This window comes from Vitreimonas sp. (assembly GCF_036392335.1).
Taxonomy (GTDB): domain Bacteria; phylum Pseudomonadota; class Alphaproteobacteria; order Caulobacterales; family Aquidulcibacteraceae; genus Vitreimonas.
The window spans coordinates 1-26,413 of sequence record NZ_DASVYD010000036.1 but is presented as its reverse complement, the minus strand read 5'-3'; the positions used below and the strand labels follow the sequence as shown (position 1 = coordinate 26,413).

The 26,413-nt window shown below is 64.8% G+C and carries 22 protein-coding genes; 18 read left to right on the top strand and 4 right to left on the bottom strand.

Translation table 11 applies throughout. From position 1 onward, the window contains the following. Positions 1-4: 4 nt before the first annotated feature. Positions 5-2,029: a PBP1A family penicillin-binding protein gene (locus VF769_RS08410; protein WP_331007944.1), complete on the bottom strand. Its 2,025-nt coding sequence runs from the start codon at positions 2,027-2,029 to the stop codon at positions 5-7. Positions 2,030-2,161: 132 nt separating this feature from the next. Continuing rightward, the gene (locus VF769_RS08405; protein ID WP_331007943.1) at positions 2,162-2,407 is read right to left on the bottom strand and encodes a hypothetical protein; all 246 of its coding nucleotides are present in this window, start codon (positions 2,405-2,407) and stop codon (positions 2,162-2,164) included. A 79-nt stretch (positions 2,408-2,486) separates the two neighbouring features. On the opposite strand from VF769_RS08405, the gene VF769_RS08400 reads away from it, so the two are divergent. The 18 genes from VF769_RS08400 to VF769_RS08315 all read left to right on the top strand — a co-directional run bounded on the left by VF769_RS08400 (position 2,487) and on the right by VF769_RS08315 (position 22,250). After that, positions 2,487-3,929 (top strand): DNA-packaging protein, encoded by a 1,443-nt coding sequence (locus tag VF769_RS08400; RefSeq protein WP_331007942.1) that lies wholly within the window; start codon positions 2,487-2,489, stop codon positions 3,927-3,929. Positions 3,930-3,948: 19 nt separating this feature from the next. Further along, positions 3,949-6,549, top strand: coding sequence for a baseplate multidomain protein megatron (locus tag VF769_RS08395; protein ID WP_331007941.1), 2,601 nt, complete (start codon positions 3,949-3,951; stop codon positions 6,547-6,549). Positions 6,550-6,643: 94 nt separating this feature from the next. Further along, on the top strand, positions 6,644-7,558 hold the full coding sequence (locus VF769_RS08390) for a DnaJ C-terminal domain-containing protein (protein WP_331007940.1): 915 nt from the start codon (positions 6,644-6,646) through the stop codon (positions 7,556-7,558). A gap of 60 nt (positions 7,559-7,618) precedes the next feature. Continuing rightward, positions 7,619-7,918: a hypothetical protein gene (locus VF769_RS08385; RefSeq protein WP_331007939.1), complete on the top strand. Its 300-nt coding sequence runs from the start codon at positions 7,619-7,621 to the stop codon at positions 7,916-7,918. Positions 7,919-7,930: 12 nt separating this feature from the next. Next, a complete protein-coding gene (locus VF769_RS08380) occupies positions 7,931-8,602 on the top strand; it encodes a response regulator transcription factor (RefSeq protein WP_331007938.1) in 672 nt (223 codons plus the stop codon). Beyond that, complete coding sequence (locus tag VF769_RS08375; protein WP_331007937.1) at positions 8,599-10,053, top strand: sensor histidine kinase; 1,455 nt, start codon at positions 8,599-8,601, stop codon at positions 10,051-10,053. Before VF769_RS08380 ends, VF769_RS08375 begins: the two co-directional genes overlap by 4 nt. 63 nt (positions 10,054-10,116) lie before the next feature. Beyond that, on the top strand, positions 10,117-10,782 hold the full coding sequence (locus tag VF769_RS08370; RefSeq protein WP_331007936.1) for a tetratricopeptide repeat protein: 666 nt from the start codon (positions 10,117-10,119) through the stop codon (positions 10,780-10,782). Next, positions 10,782-11,222, top strand: coding sequence for a cytochrome c maturation protein CcmE (ccmE, locus tag VF769_RS08365; protein ID WP_331007935.1), 441 nt, complete (start codon positions 10,782-10,784; stop codon positions 11,220-11,222). The genes VF769_RS08370 and ccmE overlap by 1 nt, the downstream gene beginning before the upstream one ends. Next, the gene (locus VF769_RS08360) at positions 11,219-13,147 is read left to right on the top strand and encodes a heme lyase CcmF/NrfE family subunit (protein ID WP_331007934.1); all 1,929 of its coding nucleotides are present in this window, start codon (positions 11,219-11,221) and stop codon (positions 13,145-13,147) included. The genes ccmE and VF769_RS08360 overlap by 4 nt, the downstream gene beginning before the upstream one ends. Then, positions 13,144-13,539, top strand: coding sequence for a cytochrome c-type biogenesis protein (locus tag VF769_RS08355; protein WP_331007933.1), 396 nt, complete (start codon positions 13,144-13,146; stop codon positions 13,537-13,539). The genes VF769_RS08360 and VF769_RS08355 overlap by 4 nt, the downstream gene beginning before the upstream one ends. 183 nt (positions 13,540-13,722) lie before the next feature. After that, a complete protein-coding gene (locus VF769_RS08350; RefSeq protein WP_331007932.1) occupies positions 13,723-15,246 on the top strand; it encodes a Do family serine endopeptidase in 1,524 nt (507 codons plus the stop codon). Between the two features lie 17 nt (positions 15,247-15,263). Then, positions 15,264-15,932 (top strand): response regulator transcription factor, encoded by a 669-nt coding sequence (locus VF769_RS08345; protein WP_331007931.1) that lies wholly within the window; start codon positions 15,264-15,266, stop codon positions 15,930-15,932. Beyond that, on the top strand, positions 15,929-17,338 hold the full coding sequence (locus VF769_RS08340) for a sensor histidine kinase (RefSeq protein WP_331007930.1): 1,410 nt from the start codon (positions 15,929-15,931) through the stop codon (positions 17,336-17,338). Before VF769_RS08345 ends, VF769_RS08340 begins: the two co-directional genes overlap by 4 nt. Further along, the gene (locus tag VF769_RS08335; RefSeq protein WP_331007929.1) at positions 17,338-20,196 is read left to right on the top strand and encodes a bifunctional [glutamine synthetase] adenylyltransferase/[glutamine synthetase]-adenylyl-L-tyrosine phosphorylase; all 2,859 of its coding nucleotides are present in this window, start codon (positions 17,338-17,340) and stop codon (positions 20,194-20,196) included. The genes VF769_RS08340 and VF769_RS08335 overlap by 1 nt, the downstream gene beginning before the upstream one ends. A gap of 91 nt (positions 20,197-20,287) precedes the next feature. Continuing rightward, entirely contained in the window at positions 20,288-20,617 is a 330-nt protein-coding gene (locus tag VF769_RS08330) for a hypothetical protein (RefSeq protein WP_331007928.1), read from the top strand. 1 nt (position 20,618) lies between these two features. Beyond that, complete coding sequence (locus VF769_RS08325; RefSeq protein ID WP_331008016.1) at positions 20,619-21,221, top strand: RNA polymerase sigma factor; 603 nt, start codon at positions 20,619-20,621, stop codon at positions 21,219-21,221. 10 nt (positions 21,222-21,231) lie between these two features. Continuing rightward, entirely contained in the window at positions 21,232-21,621 is a 390-nt protein-coding gene (locus tag VF769_RS08320) for a hypothetical protein (protein WP_331007927.1), read from the top strand. Next, entirely contained in the window at positions 21,618-22,250 is a 633-nt protein-coding gene (locus VF769_RS08315; protein WP_331007926.1) for a periplasmic heavy metal sensor, read from the top strand. The genes VF769_RS08320 and VF769_RS08315 overlap by 4 nt, the downstream gene beginning before the upstream one ends. A 4-nt stretch (positions 22,251-22,254) precedes the next feature. Here VF769_RS08315 and VF769_RS08310 read toward each other — a convergent pair whose 3' ends face one another. Beyond that, positions 22,255-24,711, bottom strand: a complete 2,457-nt coding sequence (locus VF769_RS08310; protein ID WP_331007925.1) for a PAS domain-containing sensor histidine kinase — start codon at positions 24,709-24,711, stop codon at positions 22,255-22,257. 141 nt (positions 24,712-24,852) lie between these two features. Further along, positions 24,853-26,370, bottom strand: a complete 1,518-nt coding sequence (locus VF769_RS08305; RefSeq protein WP_331008015.1) for a DUF3458 domain-containing protein — start codon at positions 26,368-26,370, stop codon at positions 24,853-24,855. Between the last annotated feature and the right edge of the window lie 43 nt (positions 26,371-26,413).

The following is a 26,413-nucleotide window of genomic DNA, read 5'->3' as shown; positions in this document are numbered from 1 at the left end:
AGGATTAGTTGAAGATGTCTTCGAGGTCCGGGAAATCGGCGCCCGCCTCGCCAAATGCGTTGGCGAGATTGTCGAAGAAGCTGGCCATCTCTACTTCGCGCGGCGTGCGCACCGGCTGCTCAATGCCTGGCAGGGGGTGATCTTCGACGTCGCGATGGGCGACACGCATGGTGTCGGACCAGATCTGCGCGGGCAGTGAGCCGCCCGTGGTGCGGCCCATCGAGGTGAAATCGTCGTGGCCGACCCAGACGCCAGCGGTGAAATCGGCGCTATAGCCAATGAACCAAGCATCGCGCCAATCCGAGCTTGTGCCGGTTTTGCCCGCGATGTCGCGATCGCCGATGCGTGCGCCGGTGCCGGTGCCACGCAGGACCACGGCGCCCATCATCGAGTTCATCTGCTGCACGATAGCTTCATCAAGCACGCGCTGTCCTTCATAAGGCGGGCGCACATAGAGCTCCTGGCCGGACGAATTGGTGACGCGGGTGACGATGTGCGGATCGACACGCATGCCATTGTTCATGAAAACGGCGAATGCCGAGGTCATGTCCCACAGAGTGGTCTCGATTGATCCCAGCGCGATCGAGGGGGGAACGAAGGCATTGCGCTCCGGCATGCCGTTCACGCCCATACGACGCGCCACATCGGCAACGCGGGCGGGGCCGACTTCGTAGCCGACTTCGGCCGCCACCGTGTTGATCGATTGGGCGAACGCGGTGCGGAGCGTCACCGCGCCGCGATAGCCTTCGTCGTAATTGCGCGGGCGCCAGCCATCGATGACGACGGGCTCGTCATAACGCACATCTTCCGTGCCAAGGCCGCTTTCGAGCGCTGCGGTGTAAACGAATGTCTTAAAGGTCGAGCCGGGCTGGCGCTGCGCCTGCGTGACCCGGTTGAACTTCGAGGCGCTGTAATCGGTGCCGCCGACGAGCGCGACGATGCCGCCCTGGCGGTTCACCGCCATGTACGAGGCCTGCAGCGGCCGTCGGCCAAAAGCGCGGTTGCCTAGGCGGCGACGAATGGAATCCGCGGCCGCGGCCTGCACTTCGCTATCGATCGTCATTTGGATGACGAGATCCGGCACGTCGCGACCGACGGCAGCGCGGGCTTGCTCTACGGCGAGGTCGAAAGCGTAGCCCATGGTGCGTTCGAAGTTCGGGCGCTCGACGATGCGGATGCGCGCTTCGCGCGCTTCGTCGCGCTGGGCTTCGGTGATGAAGCCGGCGTCGACCATCGCTTGCAGCACGACGTGTTGGCGTTCGATAGCCGCTTCGAGATGTGACGAGGGCGCGAGGTCGGACGGCGCTTTCGGCAGGCCGGCGAGCAGGGCGGCTTCCGCGAGCGTAAGTTCGGTGGCGGGATGGCCGAAATAGCGCCGCGCGGCGGCGTCGACACCGTAGGCTTGGTCGCCGAGATAGACGCGGTTCAGATAGAGTTCGAGGATTTCATCCTTGGTGAGCCGTCGCTCGATGCGTGAGGCGAGCACCATTTCGCGGAGCTTGCGATTGATCGTCTGGCGTTGGGTAAGGAAAAGGTTGCGCGCGAGCTGCTGGGAAATGGTGGAACCGCCCTGCACCGTCTCGCCAGCCTGCACGTTGGCCAGCAGCGCGCGCAGCACCGCCATGCGGTCGACCCCCTCGTGCGAGTAGAAGCGGCGGTCTTCGATCGCGAGGAACGCTTGCGGGACGTGTTCCGGCAAATCGCCGAGCGCGGTACGACGCGCGTAATAAGGTCCCCGCATGCCGAGGATGTCGCCTCGGCTGTCGACGAACATGATCGAGTTCTGGCGATTGAGCGCCCAGATCGATTCCGCGTCCGGCACACGCGGCAAGCCCCAATAAATCCAAACCCAGAGTCCGAACACAAAGGCAAGCGCGCAACCCGCGACAATGCTCGCGACGGTGCGCCAAGTGATCCTGCGGCGGCCGGCGACCATGTCGGCGATATGCTGCTGGGCTGCCGCCGCGCGCAGCTTCGCCCAGTCAATGCCGCGGCGAAAATCTGGACCGTTGGGACCTGTATCGGACAAGGGCGTCTCCGGAAGGGTGTGTCCAATAGAGGTATGGCCGAATTCTGGCCAGGGGGAATGCGGGGAGAGAGGCAGCCTCTATCCCTGCTATTGGGCGTTGAGCCTGCTGATTACACAGGGTTTCCTGAAAATCTATCCGACCGGGCCGGCGGTGCGATAGGTTTTGGGCATCGTCGAGAAATTGGGTTGGAACGGAGATCGGAACACATGGCCGGCGCGGAGGCGCTGCGCGCGCTGTTGGACGAGGCATACGCCGCCTTGCGCGGTGGCGAAGCCGTGGACGCCGAGCGGCACGCCCGTGCGGTAAGCGCGCTCATCCGCGCGGAGCGGGAGCTGGCCGAGTTTCACGCTGCGCAGGAACCAGAGCCGGAGGATCATGCAGACGCTCGCGCCGAGCTCTTTGATTGGATCAGTGGGCTTGTTGCCGCGCACCGTGCGGGAGCGCCTGAGGAGGAGCTTGAGCGACTTGCAAGCGGGCCTGCTGCGGCGCGAGTGGAGCTTCGCGGCGAATGAGCCGCAGCGAGCGCCGGACGGGGATTGGCGAACGTGGCTGTTCATGGGCGGACGCGGCGCCGGCAAAACGCGCGCGGGCGCGGAATGGGTTTCGGAACTGGCGCTCAGTGGCGCGGCGAAGCGGATCGCGCTGGTGGCGCCGACGTTTCATGATGTGCGCGAGGTCATGATCGAGGGGCAGTCTGGGCTGCGGTCATTGCGCGTGCGGCCCGATTACGAGGCCAGCCGGCGACGCTTGGTGTGGCCGAACGGCGTTCAGGCTTTTGCATTTTCGGCCGAAGATCCTGCGAGCTTGCGTGGCCCGCAATTCGACGCGGCCTGGTGCGATGAACTTTGCTTCTGGTCGCACCCAGACGAGGCGCTGGAAACCTTGGAGCATGCGCTTCGGCTCGGAGCCAAGCCGCGCATGCTGGTGACGACCACGCCACGACCGATTCCGGCGCTACGCCGGCTGATCGCCGCGCCGGATACGGTGCTGACGCGATCGAGCACATGGGAGAACAAGGCGAACGTCGCGCCGGATTTCATCAATGCGTTGCGGCAGCGTTGGGTGGGCACGGCGCGGCAAAGGCAAGAGCTCGATGGCGAACTCATCGAGGATATTGAAGGCGCTCTGTGGCGCCGGGCGGAACTCGAGGCGCTCCGCGGCGGCCATGACGGCCCCTTTGCCAGAATTGTTGTGGCGATCGATCCGCCAGTGACGTCGGGCGCGAAGTCCGACACCTGCGGCATCATTGCTGCGGCGTCGTACGGTGAAGGCTTTGCACGCCGCGCCGTGGTGCTGGCGGATGCAAGCGTCCAGGGCGCGAACGTGGAAGTCTGGGCGGCGCGTGCCATTGCGTTGGCCGATAGCGTGGGTGCGGATCGCATTGTGGCGGAAGTGAACAATGGCGGCGATCTGGTCACGCATGTGTTGCGCTCAGTAGGCGCGCGGTTGCCGATCAGGCAGGTGCGCGCAAGCTCTGGCAAGCGTGCGCGGGCGGAGCCGATCGCGGCGCTCTATGCGCAGGGCCGGGTGACGCACGCCGCGCCGTTCGCGCACCTGGAAGATGAGATGTGCGTCGAAGAGAAGCGTCGGCTCGCCGGCGTGGAAACACCGGAGCGTGGCCTCCGGGTCAGCGATCGGCGCGCATCAGCCATCTGCTCTTCCAAGCGCGCCAGGCGCTCGGCCACTTCGGGCTGCGTCGCCACCGCCTGTTCGACCTCCTCCAGCCGCGCCACCGCGCGCCCGGCCCAAATCAGGCCGCCCGCCGTCTCCAAAAACAACGCCAAGATCAGCGCGAGCGTGACGCGGGGATCGTCCAAGAAATCCGCGGCGCCCACCCGCGCCCAGAGCGCCTCGCGCTCCACCGCGAGCGCTGGCACATTCTCAAGCGGTGGTCGATGACTTCGGCTCGAGCGGCGGTTTGCCGACATTCAGCGGCGCCGCCGAATGGTCGTATCGGCGCTTTGTGCTGCATAATGCGAAATTGGCGGCGCTCGCGGGCGGTGTCGATTGCTTCATCCTTGGCTCGGAATTGCGCGGGCTGACGATGGCCCGGCGCAGCGCTAGCGATTATCCGGCGGTTCAGGCCTTGCGTGAACTGGCGGCGGACGTGCGTGCGCTTGTGGGCAGCGAGACGACGCTGACTTATGCCGCCGACTGGTCGGAATATCATGGGCATCGGTCGGCCGATGAGTCCGGCGACATGTTTTTCCACCTCGATCCGCTTTGGGCGGACGAGAATATCGATGTGGTTGGACTCGACTGGTACGCGCCGTTGACGGATTGGCGTGCCGGTGCGGCGCACCTCGACGCGCATTTGGCGCGGGACATCCATGATCCGATCTATCTGCGCGGACGGATTGAAGCGGGCGAGTATTACGACTGGTATTATGCCGCGGCCGAAGACCGCGCGGCGCAGGTGCGGACGTCCATCACGGATGAGGATTATGGCGAGGCCTGGGTTTGGCGCGCCAAGGACGTGCGCAATTGGTGGGCGCAGGCGCACCATGATCGACCGGGCGGCGTGCGTGCGGTCTCGCCCACGGCCTGGGTTCCGCAATCGAAGCCAATCTGGTTCATTGAGCTTGGCTGTGCTGCGGTCGACAAGGGCGCCAACGCGCCCAATCTCTTCACGGACAGTAAGAGCGCCGAAAGCGCATTGCCGCCGTTCTCCAATGGTGCGCGCGATGATTTGATTCAGCGCCGCGTGTTGGAAGCGTATCTCGCGCATTGGGATCGCGAGAGTGACGACAATCCGGTCTCATCGGTGAATGGCAAGCGCATGATCGAGGAGATGAGCCTGTGGGCATGGGATGCAAGACCGCATCCCGCGTTTCCCGCGCGTAGCGATGTTTGGGCCGATGGCGCGGCGTGGCGATTGGGGCATTGGCTCAATGGGCGCGCTGGGCTTTCAGGGTTGGGCGAAGTGGTGCTCGACATCTGCACGCGGTCGGGCGTTAGCGATATTGACGTGACAGCGCTGCGTGGCGCGGTGAGTGGTTGCGTCGTTGATGCGCCGATGAGCGCGCGCGATGCGCTCGGGCCGCTCATGGCCGTTTATGATTTTACGGCGGCGGAGCGCGAGGGCCGCATTGTGTTTTTTCATCGCGACACGGGCGGCGCCACGGAGGTTGCGCCGGACGATATGTCGGCAGCAAGCGTCGCGGAGCCGTTCGCGCAACGCAGCGATCATTTGGACACGCCGGTCGAAGCGCGCGTGCGTTTTCTCGATGCCGCGCGCGATTACTTGATCGCCAGCGCGAGCGCGCGGCGGATGGACAATGCCGAAGGCGGCGTGGAAGCCCTTGATGCGCCCTTGGTGGTCGAGCCAGAGGCGGCGGAAGCGCTGGCGCAACGTGTGCTGGCCGATCGTCGCGCGCGGATTGAAACGATGCGCATCGAGCTTGGTCCGCAGCATCAGGTGTTGGAACCGGGCGATCGTGTGGTGTTGGCGGGCGGCGCCGATGTTTTTGAGATCGAGCGTGTCGAGGAAGCGGAGACGCTGCAGCTCGAGCTGCGGCGCGCACGCGCGGATGTTGGCGCGCAGCTTGGCTTGGCTGATCCGAATGCCCCAATATCGCCGCACTTCGCGCCAACGCCTGCTGTCGCGGTGCTTGATTTGCCGCCTCTGCCAGGCGCGGAGGATGATGAGCGGCCGCTTGTCGCCGTGTTCGCGTCGCCTTGGCTTGGCGCGCACGATATCTACGCTGGCGCGAGTGGGGCGCATCGCGGCGCCGCGGCGCATTGCGCCATTCTGGGTGAATTGCTGTGGACGTTGTGGCCCGGTCCGGTTGACCGCTGGGACGATAGCAGTGTCGCCCGCATCAAGCTCTTTGGCGGCGCGCTGTCGAGCGTGACGAAAGAGCAGGTGCTGAATGGGGCCAATGTGTTCGCCATCCAGGCCGGCGATGAGTGGGAGATCGTACAGGCGCGTCAGTGCGTGTTGGTCGCCCCCGGAGAATACGAACTCGCCGGATTGCTGCGCGGTCGCTTGGGCTCGGCGCATGCCATGGCGAGCGCACATCCCGTCGGCGCGCGCATCGTCGCGCTCGACAAAAACCTTGGGCGTATTGCAATTGGCGCTCACGAATGGGGCGAGGCGCTGGACTTCACCGCGCCGCCGGCCGGCCATCCGTCGACGCACGATCGGGCCACACGCTTGACCGTGACTCTTCCGCACGCCGCCGCGCGTCCCTGGGCGCCTGCTCATCTACGCGCGCGCCGGGATGCGACCGGCGATGTCGCGGTTTCGTGGGTGCGCTGCGCCCGGATTGGCGGCGATTCCTGGGGGTCAGGAGAGCCGCCCGTAGGTACGACCGTCGAGGGTTATCGTCTGGAGGTGCTCGACGGCGTCGGCATCGTGGTCCGCAGCACCGACCGGACAGAGTCCAACTTTAATTATACAGTGGCCGAACAAGCGGCGGATTTCGGTGCACCGCCTGCTTCATTGCGGCTCCGAGTCGCCCAATTAGGGGCTTCCGGCGCACCGGGGTTGAATACGGAGTTAACCATACCTCTATAGTGCGTCAGGCCAGAAGGTTGGCGCTCTGATTCCCGCTTGGAATTGCCTGTAGCGCTGCCATCATTCTACGGAAGCCGGAGCGCAGTCTGTCATTGTGAGTTGGGACCCGTACTCAGCCCTCGGCGTCACTCGAACCGCCACCGCCGACGAAATTCGTCGCGCGTACCGTTCGCTCGCCAAAGAACTGCACCCCGATGTGCGCCCGGGCGACAAGGCGGCTGAGGAAAAGTTCAAACGCGCGACCGCCGCCTTCAATCTATTGTCCGATCCCGTCACGAAGCAGCGTTTCGACCGTGGCGAGATCGACGCTGACGGCAACGAACGGATGGCGTTCAATTCTCGGCCCAGGCAGCAAGGCGCGCGCCAACATGCGGGCGCGGGGGCAGGTCCCGGCGCAGGGCCGGGCGCCGACGCATTCGACCTCGGCGACATTTTTTCTGATCTCTTTGGGCCTGGTTTTGGCGGCGCGGGTCGCGGCGGTTACGGCCGTATGCGCGGCCGCGACATGCGCTTCACCCTGGAGATCGACTTCCTCGACGCCATTGTCGGTGCGCGCCGGCGCATATCTCTGGCCGAAGGGCGCACGCTTGACGTCGCAATCCCCGCCGGCGTTGAGACCGGCCAAGTACTGCGCCTGAAAAACCAAGGGGGCGCCGGGGTGCAGGGCGGGCCCGCCGGCGACGCGCTCGTGGAACTCAATGTGCGCCCGCACCCCTTCTTTCGCCGCGAAGGGCAAGATGTTCACATGGACTTGAACATCTCGCTGACCGAGGCCGTGGAGGGCGCAAAGATCCAGGCGCCGACCCCCGGTGGCCCGGTGACCCTCACCATTCCGGCAGGTTCGAACACCGGCAAGACGCTTCGCCTCAAGGGAAAAGGCGTTGCCGGTCAAGGGGATCAGTTCGTCCGGCTGCAAGTCGTGTTGCCGGAGAATGTGGACGACGATCTCAAGAAGTTCGTCAAGAAGTGGCCCAAGCGGGATTACACGCCCACCCGGCCTGCTGGTTAATGTGAAGTACCCGTTACATTCAGGGGGCATTCAGTGCCCCGCCCGTACACGGGAACTGCCATGTGGGCCAAATCTCTCCTCCTTGCCGCATCCATCGCCACCGGCGCCATTGCCGCGCCCGTGAGCGCGACGCAGCATGCCCAGTGGGTGCAGCCGCAAATGGTCATGCCCGTGCAGCAACGGGGCGGTGGCCAGCAGAGCATTCGCTCGCTGCGCGAAGTCGTCGATGAAATCCGCTCCCAATATGGCGGTGAGTTGATCTCGGCTCGCCTTGAGGACGGCGCCCGGCCAATTTATGTGCTGCGTTGGCGAATGCCGGACGGCCAAGTGCGCGATTTCCGCGTGAACGCCGCCCGATAGGGAATAACGCGCATGCGGTTGCTGGTGGTCGAGGACGACAAGAACCTGCGGGAGCAGCTCGCATCGGCGTTGGGCGACGCTGGATATACGGTCGATACGGCCGACAATGGCGAGGACGGGCAGTTCCTCGGTGAAACCGAGCCCTATGATCTCGCCATCCTTGATCTTGGCCTGCCCAAGGTGGATGGCCTGAGTGTGCTGAAGGCGTGGCGCAAGGAAGGGCGCACCATGCCCGTTCTCATTCTGTCGGCGCGCGATCGCTGGAGTGAAAAGGTCGAAGGGCTGGATCTCGGCGCCAATGATTACGTGACCAAGCCTTTCCATATGGCGGAGCTGCTCGCGCGTGTCCGCGCCAATGTGCGCCGCACGACGGATCACCAATCGGCCGTGCTTGAAGTGGGTGATTTGCGCCTGAACGCGGCGACCGGCCAGGTGACTGTGAATGGCGCGCCCGTGAAGCTCACGGCGTATCAATACAAGGTGCTCGATTATCTGATGCACCACGCCGGCCGCATCGTTTCACGCGCTGAACTCACCGAGAAAATCTACAGCCAGGATCACGAGCGCGACTCGAACACGATCGAAGTGTTCATTGGCATTCTCCGCCGCAAGATCGGCACGGACCGTATCATTACGGAAAAAGGCCTGGGCTACAGACTGATCAATCCCGCGGAACAGCAGTGACGCAAACGACGGGCGGGTTCTTCACGCGCTTCCGCGAGCTGATCCGCCGGTCGTTGGCGGCGCGGTTGATCACAATCGCGGTCGTGAGCGTGATTGGCCTCGTTGGCATGGGCTGGGTCGCTTACGCGCAATTCAACGCGCAGATGTTGCGGCTGCTGATCGATCCTGAGCTTGAGAGCGTCGCCAATAATCTCGTCGGCAATTCTGGGCCGGGGCTCGCTGGCGAATTGGCGCTGCAGGATTTGCCCTACGATCCGCGCTACTTGCAGCCGCTGAGCGGGCGCTATTATCAGATTGCGCGCATTCACGATGACGGCCTGCTTGAGGTGCAGGTGATTTCGCCGTCGCTCTTCGATGTCGCGATCCCGCTTGATCCAAAAATCCAAGCCAATCTCATCGCGCCGGACGCGCCGCGCACGGCGCAATTCCTCACGATTGAGGGGCCGGACAGGGAAAAGCTGCGCATTGTGGCGCGCGTAGAGCAGATACCGCAGCTCGAAGGGCGGTACCTCTTCCTGGTGGGCGTGACGCCCGACGCCATCCTCGCGCCCGCCGCCGGCGTGGTGGGCTTTGCGTTTGCCCTCTTCGTAGCATTCTGTGCGATCATGGTTGCGGCGGTGTCGCTCATCCAAGTGCGCGTTGGGCTGGAGCCCTTACACGCTTTGCGGCGTGATATCGCCAGCGTGCGGCGTGGCGACAGCGAGCGGCTCGGCGGCAACTATCCCGCGGAACTCCAGCCGGTGGCGCAGGAACTCAACGCGCTGGTGGATCATAATCGTGAGGTTGTGGAGCGGGCGCGGCGACATGTCGGCAATTTGGCGCATGCGCTGAAGACGCCGATCGCGGTGCTGAAGAACGCAGCCGCCGAAGGGCAATCCGATGACGGCGTCATGCGCCAGTCGATCGAGGAGATGGAAGCCTTCGTCGAGCGCCAGCTTCGCCGCGCACGAGTCGCGGCGCGGGCCGAGGCGCGCGCGGGCGCACAGGCGCCGACGATCGCTTACCGCACGCCGGTGCTGCAGAACCTCGAAGATCTCGTCTTCATGATGGAGCAGAAATACGATCACCTGAAAGCCGTCGACATTTCCATCGAAGCCGAGGGCGACGTAACTTTTCGCGGCGAGCGCGAAGACCTGCTGGAGATGGTGGCCAATCTGGTCGACAACGCCTGCAAGTATGGCAAGAGCCAAGTGGTGCTGCGCCTGCTGCCGGCGTTCGAAAGCAATGGCTTGTTCGAGATCGTGGTCGAGGATGACGGCCCAGGCCTCTCGGAGGAGGAACTCGCCCGAGCCATGGCGCGCGGGGCGCGACTGGATGAAGCAGCGCCCGGACAGGGCTTGGGGCTCTCCATACTTAAGGAAACGGTCGACCTCTATGCGGGCGAACTGCTGTTTGAGCGCGGTCAATTGGGCGGGCTCAAAGCGCGCCTGAGATTGCCGGCTACGGACTAGGCGCAAGACCTGCGGCGTCCGAACGGATTTCGCGCCGCCCCAAACAAGGCTAGGCACGCTTCCGTGTGGACACAGATTGCAGTTCTGGCGATCGCCGCCGTGATGACGGCCGGCGCGGCGTATTGGGCGCTCACCGCGTATCGCCGCGCGGGCGGCGGCGTGCGTTCGCCGTTGCCGGCGCTGGCCGTGTGCGGCTCCGTCGCGATCGCCGCGCTTGGCACGTATCTGATCATCGGCCGGCCGGAATTGCCGGACTCGCCGTATGCGGCGCGGCTTGAGGCGCTGAAGGATCGCGATCCGCGCACCTACACCGTCGACGAAGCGCTTGCGATTCTGAACGAAGCCGCGCGTGAGAACGCAAACGATCCGCTGCCTTATTTCTACACCGGCCAGCTCCTGCTGGATCAGGGCCGCGCCGAGGAGGCGGCGCGCGCTTTTGACATGGCGTTGCGGCGTCAACCGCGCATGGCCGAGGCATTGCTTGGACTTGGTCGTGCTATTGTCGGCGTCGAAGGGCGGGTCACGCCGGAGGCGCTCGCAGCGTTTCAGCAGGCAAGCGCACTCACCAACGATCCCGCACCGTGGATATATCAGGCCATGGCGGCGATGGAGGCGGGGCGCGACGCGGACGCGCGTACATATTGGGGCGAGGCGTACGCGCGTATGAGCGAAGACGACCCGCGCCGCGAAATGGCGCGTCGGATGAGTGCAGGCGAGGGAGCGGAATAATGCGCCGCCGAGATCAACGCTTGATGATGATCGCTGCCGCCGGGGCGGTCCTGGTCGGGGCCATAACGCTTACGTTCGTGGGTCTCCGGGACTCGGTGACTTTCTTTGTCGCGCCCTCGGAGCTTTCGGAGCGCGCGCAGCCGGGACAGCGTGTCCGGCTTGGCGGCTTGGTGGTGGAAGGCACCGTGCGTCGCGCGGACGACGGCGCAAACATGTTCACCATTACCGACGGCGCGACGGCGGTGGAGGTGCGCTATGAAGGCATCCTGCCGGATCTCTTCCGCGAAGGGCAGGGCGTCGTCGCCGAAGGCACATGGTCGCCGGGGCAACCGTTTGAAGCCGAGCGCGTCTTGGCCAAGCACGATGAAACCTACATGCCGCGCGAGGTCGCCGAGGCGCTGAAAGAGCGCGGCGAATGGAAAGGCGACACGCCGCAATGATTGCTGAGATTGGCGCATTCGCGGCGGCGCTGACGCTCGCGCTGAGCTTGGCGCAGGGCGGACTCGGCCTTGTGTCCACGGGGCACAACGAGCGCGCCGCCGCCGCGGCGGCAATCGCGCAAGCCGCGGCGCTCGCGTGCGCGATTTCGTTCGCGTGCTTGGTTTATGCGTTCGTGACGTCGGACTTTTCGGTCGGCGCGGTCGCCGCGAACTCGCACATCGACAAGCCGCTGATCTACAAAATAGCCGGCACGTGGGGGAACCATGAAGGCTCGATGCTCTTGTGGTGCTTCGTGTCAGCATTGTTCGGCGCGATCCTGGCGCTTCGCCGTGGCGAGCAGAGTTACGGCCTCTGGTCGCGTGCGATCGGCGTGCAAGGCTTCGTCACGGCCGGTGCGCTGATCTACACGCTCTTTCTGTCGAACCCGTTCGCCCGTCTCGATCCGGCGCCCATGCAGGGCAGCGGCCTTAACCCGCTGCTGCAGGACCCCGCGCTCGCCGCGCACCCGCCTCTGCTCTACCTCGGCTATGTTGGTCTGAGCGTGCCGTTCTCGCTGGCGATCGCTGCGCTGATCGAAGGCCGGGTGGATCAAGCTTGGGCGAAGGCGCTGCGACCTTGGACGCTTGCGGCCTGGACCTTCCTCACGCTTGGCATCGGATTGGGATCGTATTGGGCTTATTACGAACTCGGCTGGGGCGGCTGGTGGTTTTGGGACCCAGTTGAGAACGCGAGCTTCATGCCTTGGCTCGTGGCGTGCGCGCTGGTGCATTCCGCCATCGTGACGGAACGGCGCGGCTCGATCGCGAGCTGGACGATCCTACTGGCGATCATGGGGTTCGGCTTGGCGTTGCTTGGCACTTTCCTGGTGCGCTCCGGCGTGCTCACTTCGGTGCACGCCTTTGCGGTCGATCCACGCCGCGGCATTGCAGTGCTTGTGCTGTTGGCGATCGCCTTGGGTATCGGCTTCACGCTCTACGCTTGGCGTGCGCCCAAACTGGCGCAGCCCACGGGCTTTGCCGCCGTGAGCCGCGAGAGCATGTTGGTCTGGAATAATTTTGGCTTGGCCGTCGCTGCCGGCGTCGTGCTGATTGGCACGCTCTACCCGCTGCTCGTGGAAGCGATGGGCGGCGGCCTGATTTCTGTTGGACCGCCGTTTTTCAACATGACGGTTGCGCCCCTGTTGGGGGCGTTATTCTTGCTGTTGCCGTTCGGGCCGATGTTGTCTTGGCGCGTTGGTGATTTCCGCGACTCCGCCAAGAAACTCGCGCCCGCGGCCATTCTTGCGGCGCTCACTCTTATCGCCGCGCTGGTGCTCGCGAACGGACGTGCGCTTCCGGCGATTGGTCTGGCGCTCGGTGTCTGGTTGATCGCGGGCGGCCTGATCTATCTGTGGACGCGCGTGCAGCGCGGCGAAGGTAAGGCGCTGCGAAAGTTCGCACTGCTGCCTCTCGCTGTTTGGTCGATGAGTACCGCACACATTGGCGCCGGCGTGCTCACCGTGGGCGCGATCGCCGAGACCGCTTTTCGTAAAGAGCAGGCCGCCGTCATGAACCCGGGTGACAGCGTAGACTTCATCGGTCGCCGCGTAACATTGCTGGAGGTGGGGGAGACCGAGGGGCCGAATTATTCGACGACGCGCGCGAACTTCCGCGTTGAACGCCCCGGCGAGGTGCAGCGTATGTCCGCCGAGCGGCGCTTCTATCCAACCTCGCCGATGCCGACGACAGAAGTTGGCATCCTCAGCGGTCTAGACGGCGATCTCTACGTCGCGCTAGGCGAGGCTGGTCGCGACGGTTCGGGCTGGACGGTGCGGCTCTATTACAATCCGCTCGTGCACCTCATCTTCATCGGCGCGACCATGATGGCGCTGGGCGGTGCGTTGAGCTTGCTCGCGCTGGCGCGGCGCCGGAAGGTGAAGCCATGAGCCTTTCGGCCATACTTCTCGCCGTTGCTGCGCCCGCCGTGTTGGGAGATCCCGCGCAGGATGCCCGGGCGCATGCGCTCGAGATGGAGATCCGCTGCGTCCAGTGTCAGAATGAGCCGATCGCGCAATCCACCTCGGAGATCGCCGCCGACATGCGGACGCTTGTTCGCGAGCGGGTCGCGGCGGGGGACAGCGACGCGGAAATCCGCGATTTTTTCCGCGAGCGTTATGGAGATTTCGTCCTATTTCGGCCGCCGGTGGACGCCCGTACCTGGTTGCTGTGGGCGACGCCGGTGCTGCTTTTTTTGATCGGCTTGTGGGCAATTCTCTCGATCCGGGCCCGAGTGCGGCCAGACGGCGCGCCGCTGACGCCGGAAGAGGGTGAACGCTAAGCGTCGCACCTCATGGGTGTTTCGTCGTGGCTGGCGGCGTTGAGCCTAAAAAAAGGCGCCTGCCGCCGCCTCAATTGATCGCAACTTCGCCCAAAACGGCCCTTACGGGACCGACACATGAGCTTATGTTGGGTGTAAGCGCCTGTCCGGGTTAGGCTGCCCCACGTCCTTTCGAGGGTCTCGATGATTGAAGCTGGTACCGTAAAGTTCCTCCGTCGCACGCTGATTGCCGGCGGAAGCGCGATCGCCCTGTTCGCGGGCTTCGCTGGCGCGCCCATGGTTTTCTCCAATGGCGCCAACGCCCAGGAGATCAACCCGACCGCCATCGCGCCGCCGAGCGGGGCGCCGATGAGCTTCGCGAACTTGATTGAGCGTGTGCGTCCGGCCGTGGTCTCCGTGACTGTGCGCCAGCGCCCCGACGCCGCGACTGGGCCTCAAGTCGAAGGGTTGCCGCCGGGGTTCGAGGAATTCTTCCGGGGCCGACCTGGCCGGCCTGGCGGCCCTGCGCCGACTTCGCTCGGTTCGGGCTTCTTCATTGATCAGAGCGGCGTGATCGTCACCAATCATCACGTTATCGAAGGCGCGGAAGAGATTACCATCCGCACCAGTGAAGGGCGCGACCTCCCGGCTGACATCGTCGGCTCCGATGAAGCCACGGACATCGCCGTGCTGCGCGTGCGCGGCGGCGGCCGTTTCCCGTATGTGACCTTCGACGACGCCAGCCATGTGCGCGTCGGCGATTGGGTCGTCGCCGTCGGCAATCCGTTCGGGCTCGACGGCACTGCCACGGCGGGCATCGTCTCGGCCATGGGACGCCGAGATGCGGGTTCATCCGCCTATGTCGATTACATGCAAATTGACGCGCCCATTAACCGCGGCAATTCGGGCGGCCCGACCTTCGATCTCGCCGGCAACGTCATCGGCGTGAATAGCGCCATCTTCTCGCCGACGGGCGGCAATGTGGGCATCGGGTTCGCCATTCCCGCCAACACCGCCAACAGCATCGTTCAGCAAATTCTGCAGAGCGGCCGCGTATCGCGCGGCTGGATCGGGGTTTCTATCCAGCCACTGGATGAAGACATCGCCCGCAGCTTGGGCCTGGACGAACCGCGCGGCGCACTGATTGCTAGCGTGGTGCCGGACGGTCCGGCGGCGCGCGCGGGCCTGCAACAGGGCGATGTTGTTCTGACGTTTAACGGACAGCGCATCGAAGACAGCCGTGATCTGACGCAGCGCGTGGGGGCCACGGCGATCGGCGCTAACGCGCGCGTGGAAATTCTGCGCGGTGGCAATCGCCGCACGCTAAACCTGCGTCTGCAGGAGCGTCCGTCTGAGCAGCAGCTCGCCGCGAACACGCCGGCGCCGAACGCAACCCCGCCAGAAACCAGGCCAGAAGGCGCCCCCGGTGTTGCGCAAAGCTCGTTGGGCGTCTCGGTGCGCCCAGCGACGTCAGAGGATCGCACGCGCTATGAACTCGGCGCGAATGAAGCAGGTCTCGTCGTCACCGCCGTCGAGCCGGACAGCGATGCCGCGAGCAAGGGCATCCGCGTTGGCGACATCATTCTGCAGGCGGGCGGCCGCAGCGTGCGTACCGCCGCGGAGCTCAGCACCGCGGTTGACGCCGCGCGCCGCGCGAACCGTCCGCTCCTGCTGCAGGTGGATGGCCGCGCGGGCCGCCGCTTCATTGCCGCAGAGGTCAGCGAATAACCGGTGAGGGAGAACGCATGCGGGTACTTCTCGTTGAAGATGACGCCGATATGGCCGCCAGCCTCAAGGCGTCGCTGACGGCGGACGAACACGACGTCGAGATCGCGGCCGATGGCGAGTTGGGCGAGTCGATGGCGCTCAGCGGCGGCTATGATGTCATCGTGCTCGATCGCATGCTGCCGAAGAAGATCGGCACCGCAGTGATCAAGGATTTGCGCGATCAAGGATTGTCGACACCGGTGTTGATGCTGTCGGCGCTGCATGATGAGGATCACCGCGTCGAAGGTCTTGAGGCTGGCGCCAATGATTATCTTGGCAAGCCGTATTCGACGCGCGAGCTATTAGCGCGCGTGAAAGCGCTCTGGAACGGTCGCGACCGTGATGCGCAGACGCGGCTTCAGGTCGGCGATCTGGAGATGGACTTGCTGGCCCGCACCGTGAAGCGCGGCGGCAAGAAGCTTGACCTTCAGCCGCGCGAATTCCGGCTGCTCGAGTATCTCATGCGGAATGCGGGTCAGACGGTGACGCGCAAGATGCTGCTTGAGAACGTGTGGGATTATCATTTCGATCCGCAAACGAACGTGATTGACGTGCATATTTCGCGTCTGCGCTCGAAGATCGATCGCGATTTCGCGCAATCCCTGCTGCACACGGTGCGAGGTTCAGGTTATCGACTGGAGGCATGAGGCCAAGCCTCGCGCTTCTCCGGACCACCACGTTCCGGCTTGCTTTGGTGCAAGCCGGGATTGTGCTCGCCTTTGTCGTCGCGCTTCTCGTCTACATCTACGTGGCGACGATCGGCCAGCTCAACGCCGATTCTGATGTCTTGGCCGAGCAAGAATATGCCGCGCTTGAGCGCGCTTATGGCGAAGGCGGCATTCGTCGGTTGAACCAGGAAGTCGTCGAACGCGCAGCGCGCCAAGGGCCGCTGCTCTACGTACTGGCCGAAAGCAACGGCGCGGTCATCACAGGGGATTTTCAGCAATTGCCGGCTGTGCCCGTCGGCGACGCGGTACAGCGGCTCGACTTCAATTTTGAGCGCACGGACGAAAGCGGCGCCGACCAAAGCGGGCGTGCGCGCGGGCAGGTCGGGCGTTTGCTCAACGGGCCCATCCTGTTGGTCGCGCGCGATCTGGGAGACAGCGCGCTGATCACGGGCCGCATCACGCGCGCGCTTTGGACCGTCGCCTTGCTGGGGCTGCTGACTTCGGTCGCTAGCGGCCTGATCGGCGCTTGGCTGGCCTCGCGACGCGTTGAGGCGCTCACCAACACAACGCGCGATGTAATGTCGGGCGACCTTACGCGGCGCGCGCCGGTTCGCGGCGAGGGCGACGAGTGGGACGAACTCGCGCTTGCGATCAACGCCATGCTCGACCGGCTTGAGCGCTTAATGCACATCTCGCGCACGGCTGGCGACGCGATTGCGCACGATCTGCGCTCGCCGCTAACGCGCTTTCGCCATCGTCTGGAATCCGCGCTCGACGCGCCGGCCGATGTGGAGGCGGATCGCGAAGCGCTGCGTAAGGCGTTGGAGGAGGCGGACCGCCTGCTCGACATGTTCGCGGCGGTGCTGCGCCTGGCGCGGGTGGAATCCAACCCGGATTGGCGCTTTGAGCCAATCGATGCGACGGAGGCGTTGCGCGAATTGGTGGAATTCTACGAACCGGCCGCCGAGGAGCAGGGACGCACCTTGCGCGGCGAGATCAGCGACGGTCTCGTGCTCAGCGGCGAGCATGGCCTCTTTGCCCAGGCTGTCTCCAACCTTATTGAGAACGCGCTCAAATACACGCCTGAGGGCGGCCACGTGGAGGTGCGCGCAGTGCGAAGGCCGGATGGGCGCATTGAAATTGCCGTCTCGGACGACGGCCCGGGTATTCCGCCGGCCGACCGTGAGCGCGTGCTTGAACGCTTTGTGCGTTTGGAGAGTGCACGCTCCTCGCCAGGCGCAGGGTTGGGCTTGAGTCTGGTCGCGGCGGTGGCGCGCCTGCACCGAGGCGGACTGCATTTGCGCGATGGTTTGGGAGATGACACCCATCGGGGACTGTGCGCGGCGCTGGTGCTGCCCGCCATCGACGCGGCGGCGGCGCGTTGATGCGCGCGGTGTCTCGCGCCTTGGCCAAAGCTGCGCCGCCCTCGGCGCTGCAGGGCTCACACTGGGCCGACGCCGCCGCGTCGGCCGTGGAGAACGCGCCCTATTTACGTCATCTGATGGAGCGCAGGCCGGACCTGCTTGAAGGGGCCGAGGCGGATTGGGCGGAGCGGTTGTTGCGCGAAGCTTTGGGCCAAGCGCACGCGATCGCACTGGAGCCTCCTCCTATTGAAGAAGCAATGGCTGTGCTGCGCCGCGCCAAGGACGCTGTCCATTTGGCGACAGCCCTCGCCGATCTTGCGCGTGATTGGCCGCTTATGCGTGTGACGGGCGCGATCACCGATTTTGCCGACGCCGCGTTGCGCGCGGCGCTCGCGGTCGCAGCGCGCGAGGGCGAGCAGCGCGGCGACATCACGCTTGCGGCGTTCGATGGAGACGATGGCCCCGTGCCCGGGCTTCTTCTCATTGCTATGGGCAAAATGGGCGCCGGTGAGCTGAACTATTCAAGCGACATCGATTTCTCGGTGTTCTTCGATAGCGAGCTGCTGCGCACGACCAATGCGCGTGAGCCGCGCGTCGCTGCCGTCCGTCTCGTGGCGCCGCTTGTGCGCGCGTTGGAGGAGGTGACGGCGGACGGTTACGTTTTCCGTACCGATTTGCGGCTTCGGCCCGATCCAGGCTCAACACCGGTGGCGGTGTCGGTCGCTTCGGCCGAGCACTATTACCAAAATCTCGGTCAAAACTGGGAACGCGCGGCGTTCATCAAGGCCCGCGCCGCCGCTGGCGATCGAACCTGCGGCCGCGGCTTTCTCGCGTCGCTCGAGCCGTTCATTTGGCGCAAGCATTTGGATTTCGCCGCCGTCGAAGATGTACACTCCATCAAGCGCCAAATCCTGTCGGCGCACAAGAGCGCCGAACTGAGCGAGCCGGTGTTTGACGTTAAGCTCGGTCGCGGCGGCATTCGAGACATCGAATTGTTCGCGCAAACTCAGCAATTGATCCTCGGCGGGCGCAATCGCAAGCTGCGCGCGCAGGGGACGCTCGCCGCGCTTGATGCGCTGGTAGACGCAGGCGCCATCGCCGCGTCCGCGCGCGATGCATTGCATGAGGCGTATGTGTTCTTCCGCGAAGTCGAGCATCGCATTCAAATGTTGGAGGACGCGCAGACGCATCACGTGCCGCGTGATGCAGAGGTGCGGGCCCGTGTGGCGGCGCTCGCCGGATTTGACTCACTAGGGGCGTTCGATTCCGCGTTGATCGAGCGGCGTAAAATTGTGTCCGACATTGACCATCAATTGTTCGGCCGCGGCGAAAGCCTCGCGGACCCGATGGGCAGTCTGATTTTTACAGGCGTCGAAGATCATCCGGAGACTCTGAAGACGATCGAAAAACTTGGGTTCAAGCGGTCGGACTACGTCAGCCAGACCATTCGCGGTTGGCACCATGGCCGTATCCGGGCCATGCGCTCGGAGCGGGCGCGCGAGTTGTTGACGCGACTGACGCCGCGCTTGCTCCGTGCGCTCGCCGCCGCTGGCGATCCGGACCAGGCATTCGCGCGCTTCGAGACCTTTTTCTCTGGCTTGATCGCGGGCGTGCAGGTGCTGTCGCTGCTTGAGGCGCGGCCTTCGTTCCTCGATCTGCTGGCGCGCATTCTGACGCTCGCGCCACGCTTGGCCGATGCTTTGGCGAGGCGCCCGGCCTTGCTGGACGCGTTGATCGAACCACGTTTCGCCATCCCCCTTGCGCAGGATGAGCCGGGCGCGCTGGCGCGGCAGCTGCAGGAGCGCTTGTCTGACGCCGAAAGCTTTGAAGCCAAGCTTAACGCTGCGCGTCGTTTCCAGCGCGAGGAAGCGTTCCGTATCGGCGTGCAGGTCTTGGACAATGTAGCCAACGCACAGGACGCCGGCGCTGCTTATGCCGATTTGGCGGAGGCTTGCGTGCGCGCCATGGCCGATGCGGCGCTCGGTGAAGTCGAGCGGATGTACGGACCGCAACCCGGCGCCTTTGTCGTGCTCGCGTTGGGCAAATTCGGCGGCCGCGAACTGGCGGAAGGTTCTGATCTCGACGTCATGCTTGTCTATGAGGCATCGACCGAGGAGCCAGGCGGAAAGCTCACCTCTGGCGAGTTCTATGCGCGCCTAACGCAGCGCCTCATCAGTGCGCTCTCGGCGCCGACGGAGGAAGGAGCGCTCTACGAGATCGACACTAAACTCCGGCCCTCAGGTTCCAAGGGTCCGGTGGCGGTGCGGCTATCGTCATTTGAGCGCTATTACGCCGAGGAGGCTTGGACGTGGGAGTTGCAAGCCTTGACGCGATTGCGTGCCGTTGCCGGCGACGACGCGCTCGCCGCGCGGGTGACTGCTATCGCGCACGACACGCTGGCCCGTCCGCGGGACCCTGAGAAGGTGCGCGCGGACGTCGCGAATATGCGTGGGTTGATGGAACGCGAACGGGCGGGACGCAGCGTTTGGGATTTGAAATTGGCGCCCGGAGGATTCGTCGATATCGAGTTCATCGCGCAGGCGCTGCAATTGATCTACGCTTCGGCGCACCGAGAGGTCCTCGTCGCCAATACCGGAGAGGCGCTGGATCGACTCAAGGAAGCGGGCGTGCTGGCGGCGGACGCCCACGGCGACCTTACCGAGGCTTGGCGCCTCTGGAGCGACCTGCAGCAGATATTGCGGATCTGCGGCTCGGGTGAATTCGTAATCGACGTCGCGCCAAGGTTAATGAACCTGGTTGGCGTATCGGATCTGGATGCCCTCGAGGCTACCGTGCGCGTGATGCAGGCGGCCGTTCGGGAGCGCTTTGTGCAAATCGTTGGCGTGCTGGGCGACGGAAGTCGGCCTCTTGGCCGTTAGAGGGCGAAAGACGGAGTTCTCTATGCGGAAGACGTGGTTGATACTGGCGGTCTGTTTTATGGCGAGTCCAGCGTGGGCTCAGGCGGGCGGTATGGCTCAGCGGATCGCGGCGCTCGATCTCAATGGCGATGGCGCGATCACACGCGCAGAGGCGCGCGAGGCGCGCGCGATCGCTTTCGACCGTGCGGACACAAATGGGGACGGCCAGCTCAGCGAGGCCGAGCGCAACGCCATGGGCAACGGCCAAGGCGGACGTATGCGCGGCGGCGGTTTTGGCGACGCCGACGCCAACAATGACGGGCGCATAAGCCGTGACGAAGCCATGTCGGCGCCCTATCGCGCGTTTGATCGCCTCGATTCCAACAATGACGGCGTGATCAGCAGCCAGGAAATGCAAGCCGTGCGTCGCTTCGGCGGCTGAGCTGACGAAGGAGGGCCGAGCGCGAATGATTGATCCGGACGCAGAACTCGTCCGGAACGCGGGGGCCGGGGACGCCCGTGCCGCGGACGCATTGGTGCGCCGGCATTTGCCGAAAATGATCGGTCTCGCGCGGCGCATGCTGAATGACGGCGCCGAAGCGGAGGATGTGGCGCAGGAGGTGTTTCTACGGGTGTGGCGCGAGGCGCCGCGCTGGAAGCCGGGCGCAGCCAAGTTCGAAACCTGGATGCACCGCGTCGCGCTGAACCTTTGCTACGACCGCCTGCGCCGTAGACGCGAAAAGTCCGATCCGGACGCTGGGCTCTACGTGGCCGACCATCGCCCAATGCCAACCGAGCAATGGCTTGCGCGTCAGCGCGAGGCGAGAGTTCATACAGCCCTAGCCGGACTGCCGGAGCGGCAGCGCGCGGCGCTCGTGTTGGTGCATTTTCAGGAGCTCAGCAACATTGCGGCGGCGGAAATGCTTGGGATCAGCGTTGAAGCCCTTGAATCGCTGTTGGCGCGCGGCAGACGCACATTGAAGGCGGCGCTGGCGGATGTCGCAGCGGATTTGATTGGAGACGCCGGCGGCGTCTCCTCGGTGTGAGGACAGAGCGATGGACCGTGCACGGTTCGAGACATTGCTGGCGGCTTATGGCGCGGACAGGAATCGCTGGCCAGAAGAGGAGCGAGCGGAAGCGGACGCGTTCCTAGAGCGCCACCGCGCCGACTTGGACGAGGAACTCAAGGCCGCGCAAGAGATCGACGCACTGCTCTCCCACGCTGTCGCCACGCCAGAACTTGGGGGCCTCTCGGCTAGCATCCTCGCGGCGGCGCCGAGGCGCAGCGAAGGGTTCGATCGGCGGGCGTGGTTGGCGCTGGCGGCATGCGCCGTGTTCGGTGTCGTTCTGGGCTATGGCGGCGGCTTGTTGGCCCCGGCGCCGATCGAGGACGATTCCTATTTCGCCATGGCGTTTGAAGCGCCCATGGCCGGAGATGAAGGATGAGCGAACGACGTTTTCCTTGGCGCACGCTGCTTTTTGTCTCAGTGGCGGTCAATCTGCTGGTGATCGGCGGCATTGTCGGCGCGTTGGCGTCCGGAGTTCGCGTCCAACGCGACGATCCGGAGGCGATGGTGGCGCGCATGCCTGCGCCGCGCGCGTTCATGGCGGCGCTGCCATCCGAGACGCGGGTGAAGATCCGCGCTGAACTGGTCAATTCGTGGACGGAGACCCGGGCGGCGCGCATCGAGGCGCGCAATGCGCGCCGTGATGCGTTCGCGGCGGTTGGCAGCGAGCCGTTCGACGCAGCTGGCGTGAAGGCGGCGTTCGCGCGCATGCGCGCCGCTGATCAAGCGGCGATCGGCGTTTTCCATGACAACATGATCGACGCGTTCGCGCAGCTGACACCGGAGGAGCGGGCGATCGCACTCGAGGCGCTTCGCAACGCGGTGCCTGCGACCCGTCGAGGTGAGATTGATGAAGCGGACGCCGCCCCCACGCGGGCGCCAGCGGCGCAGGAGCGCTTGCAGGAAATGCAAAACCTGACGCCTGAAGAACGGCGCGAGCGTATCCGGGAGCGCCTCCGCGAGCGACGCGAAGAACGCCGCCAGCAGCAGGGCACGCTGACGCCCTAATTAATCACTCCGCGGCGGTGGCTTCTGCTTCGCGCTGACCCCCGAAGGTGCGCGGCAGCGTCACGGTGACGATCGTGCCCCGGCCAACCTCGCTCTGAATCGAGAGCTTGCCGCCGTGCATCTCCGCGAGCGATTTGGTGAGCGCGAGGCCGAGGCCCGTGCCGTGATTGTTGCGTGTGAGTTCTTCTTCGACCTGCTCGAATGGGCGCGCGAGGCGCGGCAAGTGCTCGGGCGGGATGCCGCAGCCGGTATCGACAACGCGCAGCGTCAGTCCCGTGTTTGTACCGCGGGCATGCACCATGATCGCGCCGTGATCCGTGAATTTCACAGCATTAGAGAGCAGGTTCAGCAGAATCTGCTTCACGGCGCGATGGTCGGCTTCGATTTCCGGTAGGTCCTCTGCATCCACAACGATGGAGAGGCCCTTTTCTTCGGCCTTGCGTTTTGTGAGACGCACCGCCTGATCAATGGCGACGCTCGGGTCGAGCGGACGCGGTGTCAGCGTGAGCTTGTTCGCCTCGATCTTGGCCATGTCGAGAATGTCGTTGATCAGATCGAGCAGGTGATTGCCGCTGTCAAAAATGTCGCTGGAGTATTGCTTGTATTGCTCGTTGCCGATGGGGCCGAACAATTCCTTCGACATGATTTCCGAGAAGCCGATGACGGCGTTCAGCGGCGTCCGCAGTTCGTGGCTCATATTGGCCAAGAAGGTGCTCTTGGCGCGGCTGGCCTCTTCGGCCTTCTGACGTTCTTCGTGCGCTTCCTTGGCAAGAGCCTTGATCCGGTACTCTTGGCTTTCGGCGCGGGTCAGTGCGTCCGACAGGCGCTTCTCGTTGCGCGCGAGCTCGAGTTCCTGGCGTTTGAGGGGCGTAATGTCGACGCCGACCGTGATCAGCCCGCCATCGGCGGCGCGGCGTTCAACGATGTGCAGCCATTGACCGCTCGCAAGCTCGATGACGCGCACGTCCGGATTGTCCGGCTCATGCTTTTCCCGGCGGATCGCGGGAATCGAGGCGGCGGCGATCGCTTCGTACGAAGCGCGCTGGCGCAGGATTTCTGGGCCGAGCCTGAAGGCTTCGGCGAAGCTCTGATTCCACAGCAGCAACCGCCGCCGTGTGTCCCAAAGCGCGAACGGACCCGAGAAGTTCTCGATCGCCGCGCGCAACTGGCGCTCCAAATGCGACACGCGTTGCTCGGCCTCGAAACGCTGGGTCGCGTCAATCACGGTGCCGAACACGCGCATCTCGCTGCGGCCGCTGGAATCTTCGACGGCCGCGCCGCGCACCTCGATCCACGCCAACGCACCGTTGCGCATCACCCGGAAGCGGGCGTCGAGCATACCGGCCTCGCGCGTGCGGCGGAAATCCTCTTCGACGCCAAAGCGATCCTCGCTGACCACAAGTTCCAGCAACTCGCGCAAACTCAGGGTGTCGCCGGGGGCGCCGAGCAGCCGTGAGGCTTGCTCGGACAATTGAACTTCGTCCGCGCCAGGACGCCATTCGATGACGCCAACCTTGGCGCCGTCGGCAGCGATACGGAAATGCGTTTCCGCGCGCGCGGCCTCGGCTTCGGCAAGGCGTGCGCGCTGGCCATTCTGGCGCATCAGCAGATAAAGCACGGCAATTGCGGCCAGAGGCGCGGCCGCGACCAGTGAGAAACTGAGCAAGGCGCCAAACCAAAGCTGGAGATCGGTGCGCGTCGGCGAGGATACCATCACCCGGAACCCGCCGATGTGGGCGGGAGCCTCAGCCGCGACCCAGGCCGACCCGGCGCTGTCGCTGATCAGTGCGCCGCCGCCATTTTCGCGCGTTGCGCTCAGGATTTGTTGCTGGGAGCGCACGCCCGCGCTCTGCAGCGCCGGCGACGCGTACACGACCTGGCCATCCGGCGTCGCAATCAGCACCCGCGCGTCATTATCGATTTCTGGGAGCAGGCGCGCGGCGTCGATTATCGTCACAAGGGAGCGATCGCCGATCCGCTGCACCAAGGTCGGCGCAGTCGCGAGTTCGCCCATCGACGGCGCTCCCGCCCACGCACTGCCGCCGGCGCTTTGCGAGGCCTGCACTGCGGCGATCACTAGCGCCGTGTGATCGGGATTGGTGAGCGCTTCAATTTGACCGCCGCGCGAGACAACCGCCGCCGCCGTCGCCGCAGGCGCGCTCGCCGCGGCGGTCGCGATGGCGTTTGCATCGACGACGCCGCCGCTGACAGCGAGGTCGGCCGCGCCATTGGACGCGCCAGCGGTGAGCGCCAGATTGGCATTCACGCGCTCGGCGATGAGGCCCGCCGTCGAGGCCTGCGCGGCGATGATCGTTTCGGCGGCGGAGTCGTGGTGCGCTTTGATCTGCGCGCTCATCGCCGCGAAGAACGCGACGATGAACATGAGCACCAGCACAATAAAGGGCCGGCTGGCCTTGTCGGGTGAAACGCCCGCGGCCGTTAGAGTTTCAGCACTGGACACAAGACTTCCTTCGGCCGCCCCGAATCGCCGTTCGGAATTCTGAAGAGCGCAAATCGTATAGAAGGCGTAAACGTTCTGTCGAGCCGGTCTGCCAGTCTACTCCACCGGCGTGGAAAGTGTCGCCAGAAAGCGTCACATCGGTTACGCCAGTGTGCGCTCCACCATTTCTCGGGTATTTTTCGAGAGATTTGTTAACGCGGCTAGGCGTTCCAGAGCGGTGCGGGCATGGCTCTGTCGCGCCCCATCGAACCGCTTCCATGATTCGAACGGTGTCAACAGCCGCGCTGCCAGCGCGGGATTCAGCGGATCAATCTGTTCCACCAAGGCGGCCAGGAAGCGATAGCCGCCGCCCTCCGCGCTGTGGAAAACGCGCGGATTGCGCATGGCGAACGCGGCGGCGAGCGCGCGCACGCGATTCGGATTCTTCAGGTTGAAATCGGGATGCGTGCGCAGCCGCTCGGCGCGCGCAAGCGCATCGGCGCGTGGCGACGACGCTTGGATCGCGAACCATTTGTCGATGACGAGGGGGTTGCTCTTCCAGCGGTCGTAGAATTGCGTGAGCGCAGTGTCGAATGCATCGCTGCCCGACGCGCCGAGGGCTTCTAGCGCCGCCGCGGACTCTGTCATGCTGCGTGCGCTGCCGTACACAGCGAGGAAAAGGTCGCTTTGCTCGGCGCCAAGTGAAGAGAGCAGGTCGAGCGCCGCCGCTTTGAGGGCGCGTCGGCCCGCCGCCTCGGCGCCAGGCGAGAACGGCGTTTCGCTCCGCGCGCTGGCGAGCGGCGTCAGCTTGTCTCGGAGCGTGGAGGCGACGGTGCGGCGCAAGGCCTCCCGGGCGACATAGAGGGTTTCGGGATCGGGATTTTGCGCGGTGAGCAACAACTCGTTCAAATCGGGCAGGCGCAACGCGAGCGCGGCGAATGCGGGGTCCTCTTGCGCGCGATCCAATTCGCGCCCGAGCGCGGAGGCGAGGGCGGGGGCGGCGCCTGGGGCTTCACCGAGCATGATGTCGCGCGCGATCGACTGCCCCGCTTCCCAACGCGTGAAGGGATCGGGATCGTGCGCCATCTGCGCCAGGCGCTGATCGATCGTGAGGTCGTCATCCAGCGTAACAGGCGCCGAAAAGCCGCGCAGCACCGCTGGGATGGGCTCCTCCACCACGTCCGAGAATCTCAGCGTGGTCTCGTTGCTGGTCAGGACGATTTGGTGTTCGACGCGGGAGATGGTGTCGCCGTCCCGTTTTGAGGCGATGATGACGCCATCCTTGGCGATGAACCCAATCTGCAGCGGGATCGGCAACGGCTCCTTAGTAGGCTGACCGGGCGTGGGGGCTGTGTGCTGGCTCAAAGTCAGCGTGAACGTGCGCGCTGCGGCGTCATATGCGCTCCGCGCCCTGAGCGCAGGCGTGCCCGCTTGCTCATACCATTTCATGAAGTGCTTTAGGCTCTGACCCGAGGCTTCCTCGAAGCAGGCGATGAAATCCTCGACTGTTGAGGCCGTGCCGTCGCGACGTTCGAAATAGAGTTGCATGCCGCGCGCGAAGGCGTCGGCGCCGATCACGCGTTTCAGCATGCGAATGACTTCACCGCCCTTCTCATAAACGGTCGCGGTGTAGAAATTGTCGATTTTCTGATAGCTCGAGGGGCGGACCGGGTGCGCCAGGGGGCCTGCGGCTTCGCTGAATTGCCGTCAGCGCCGGCGCTTC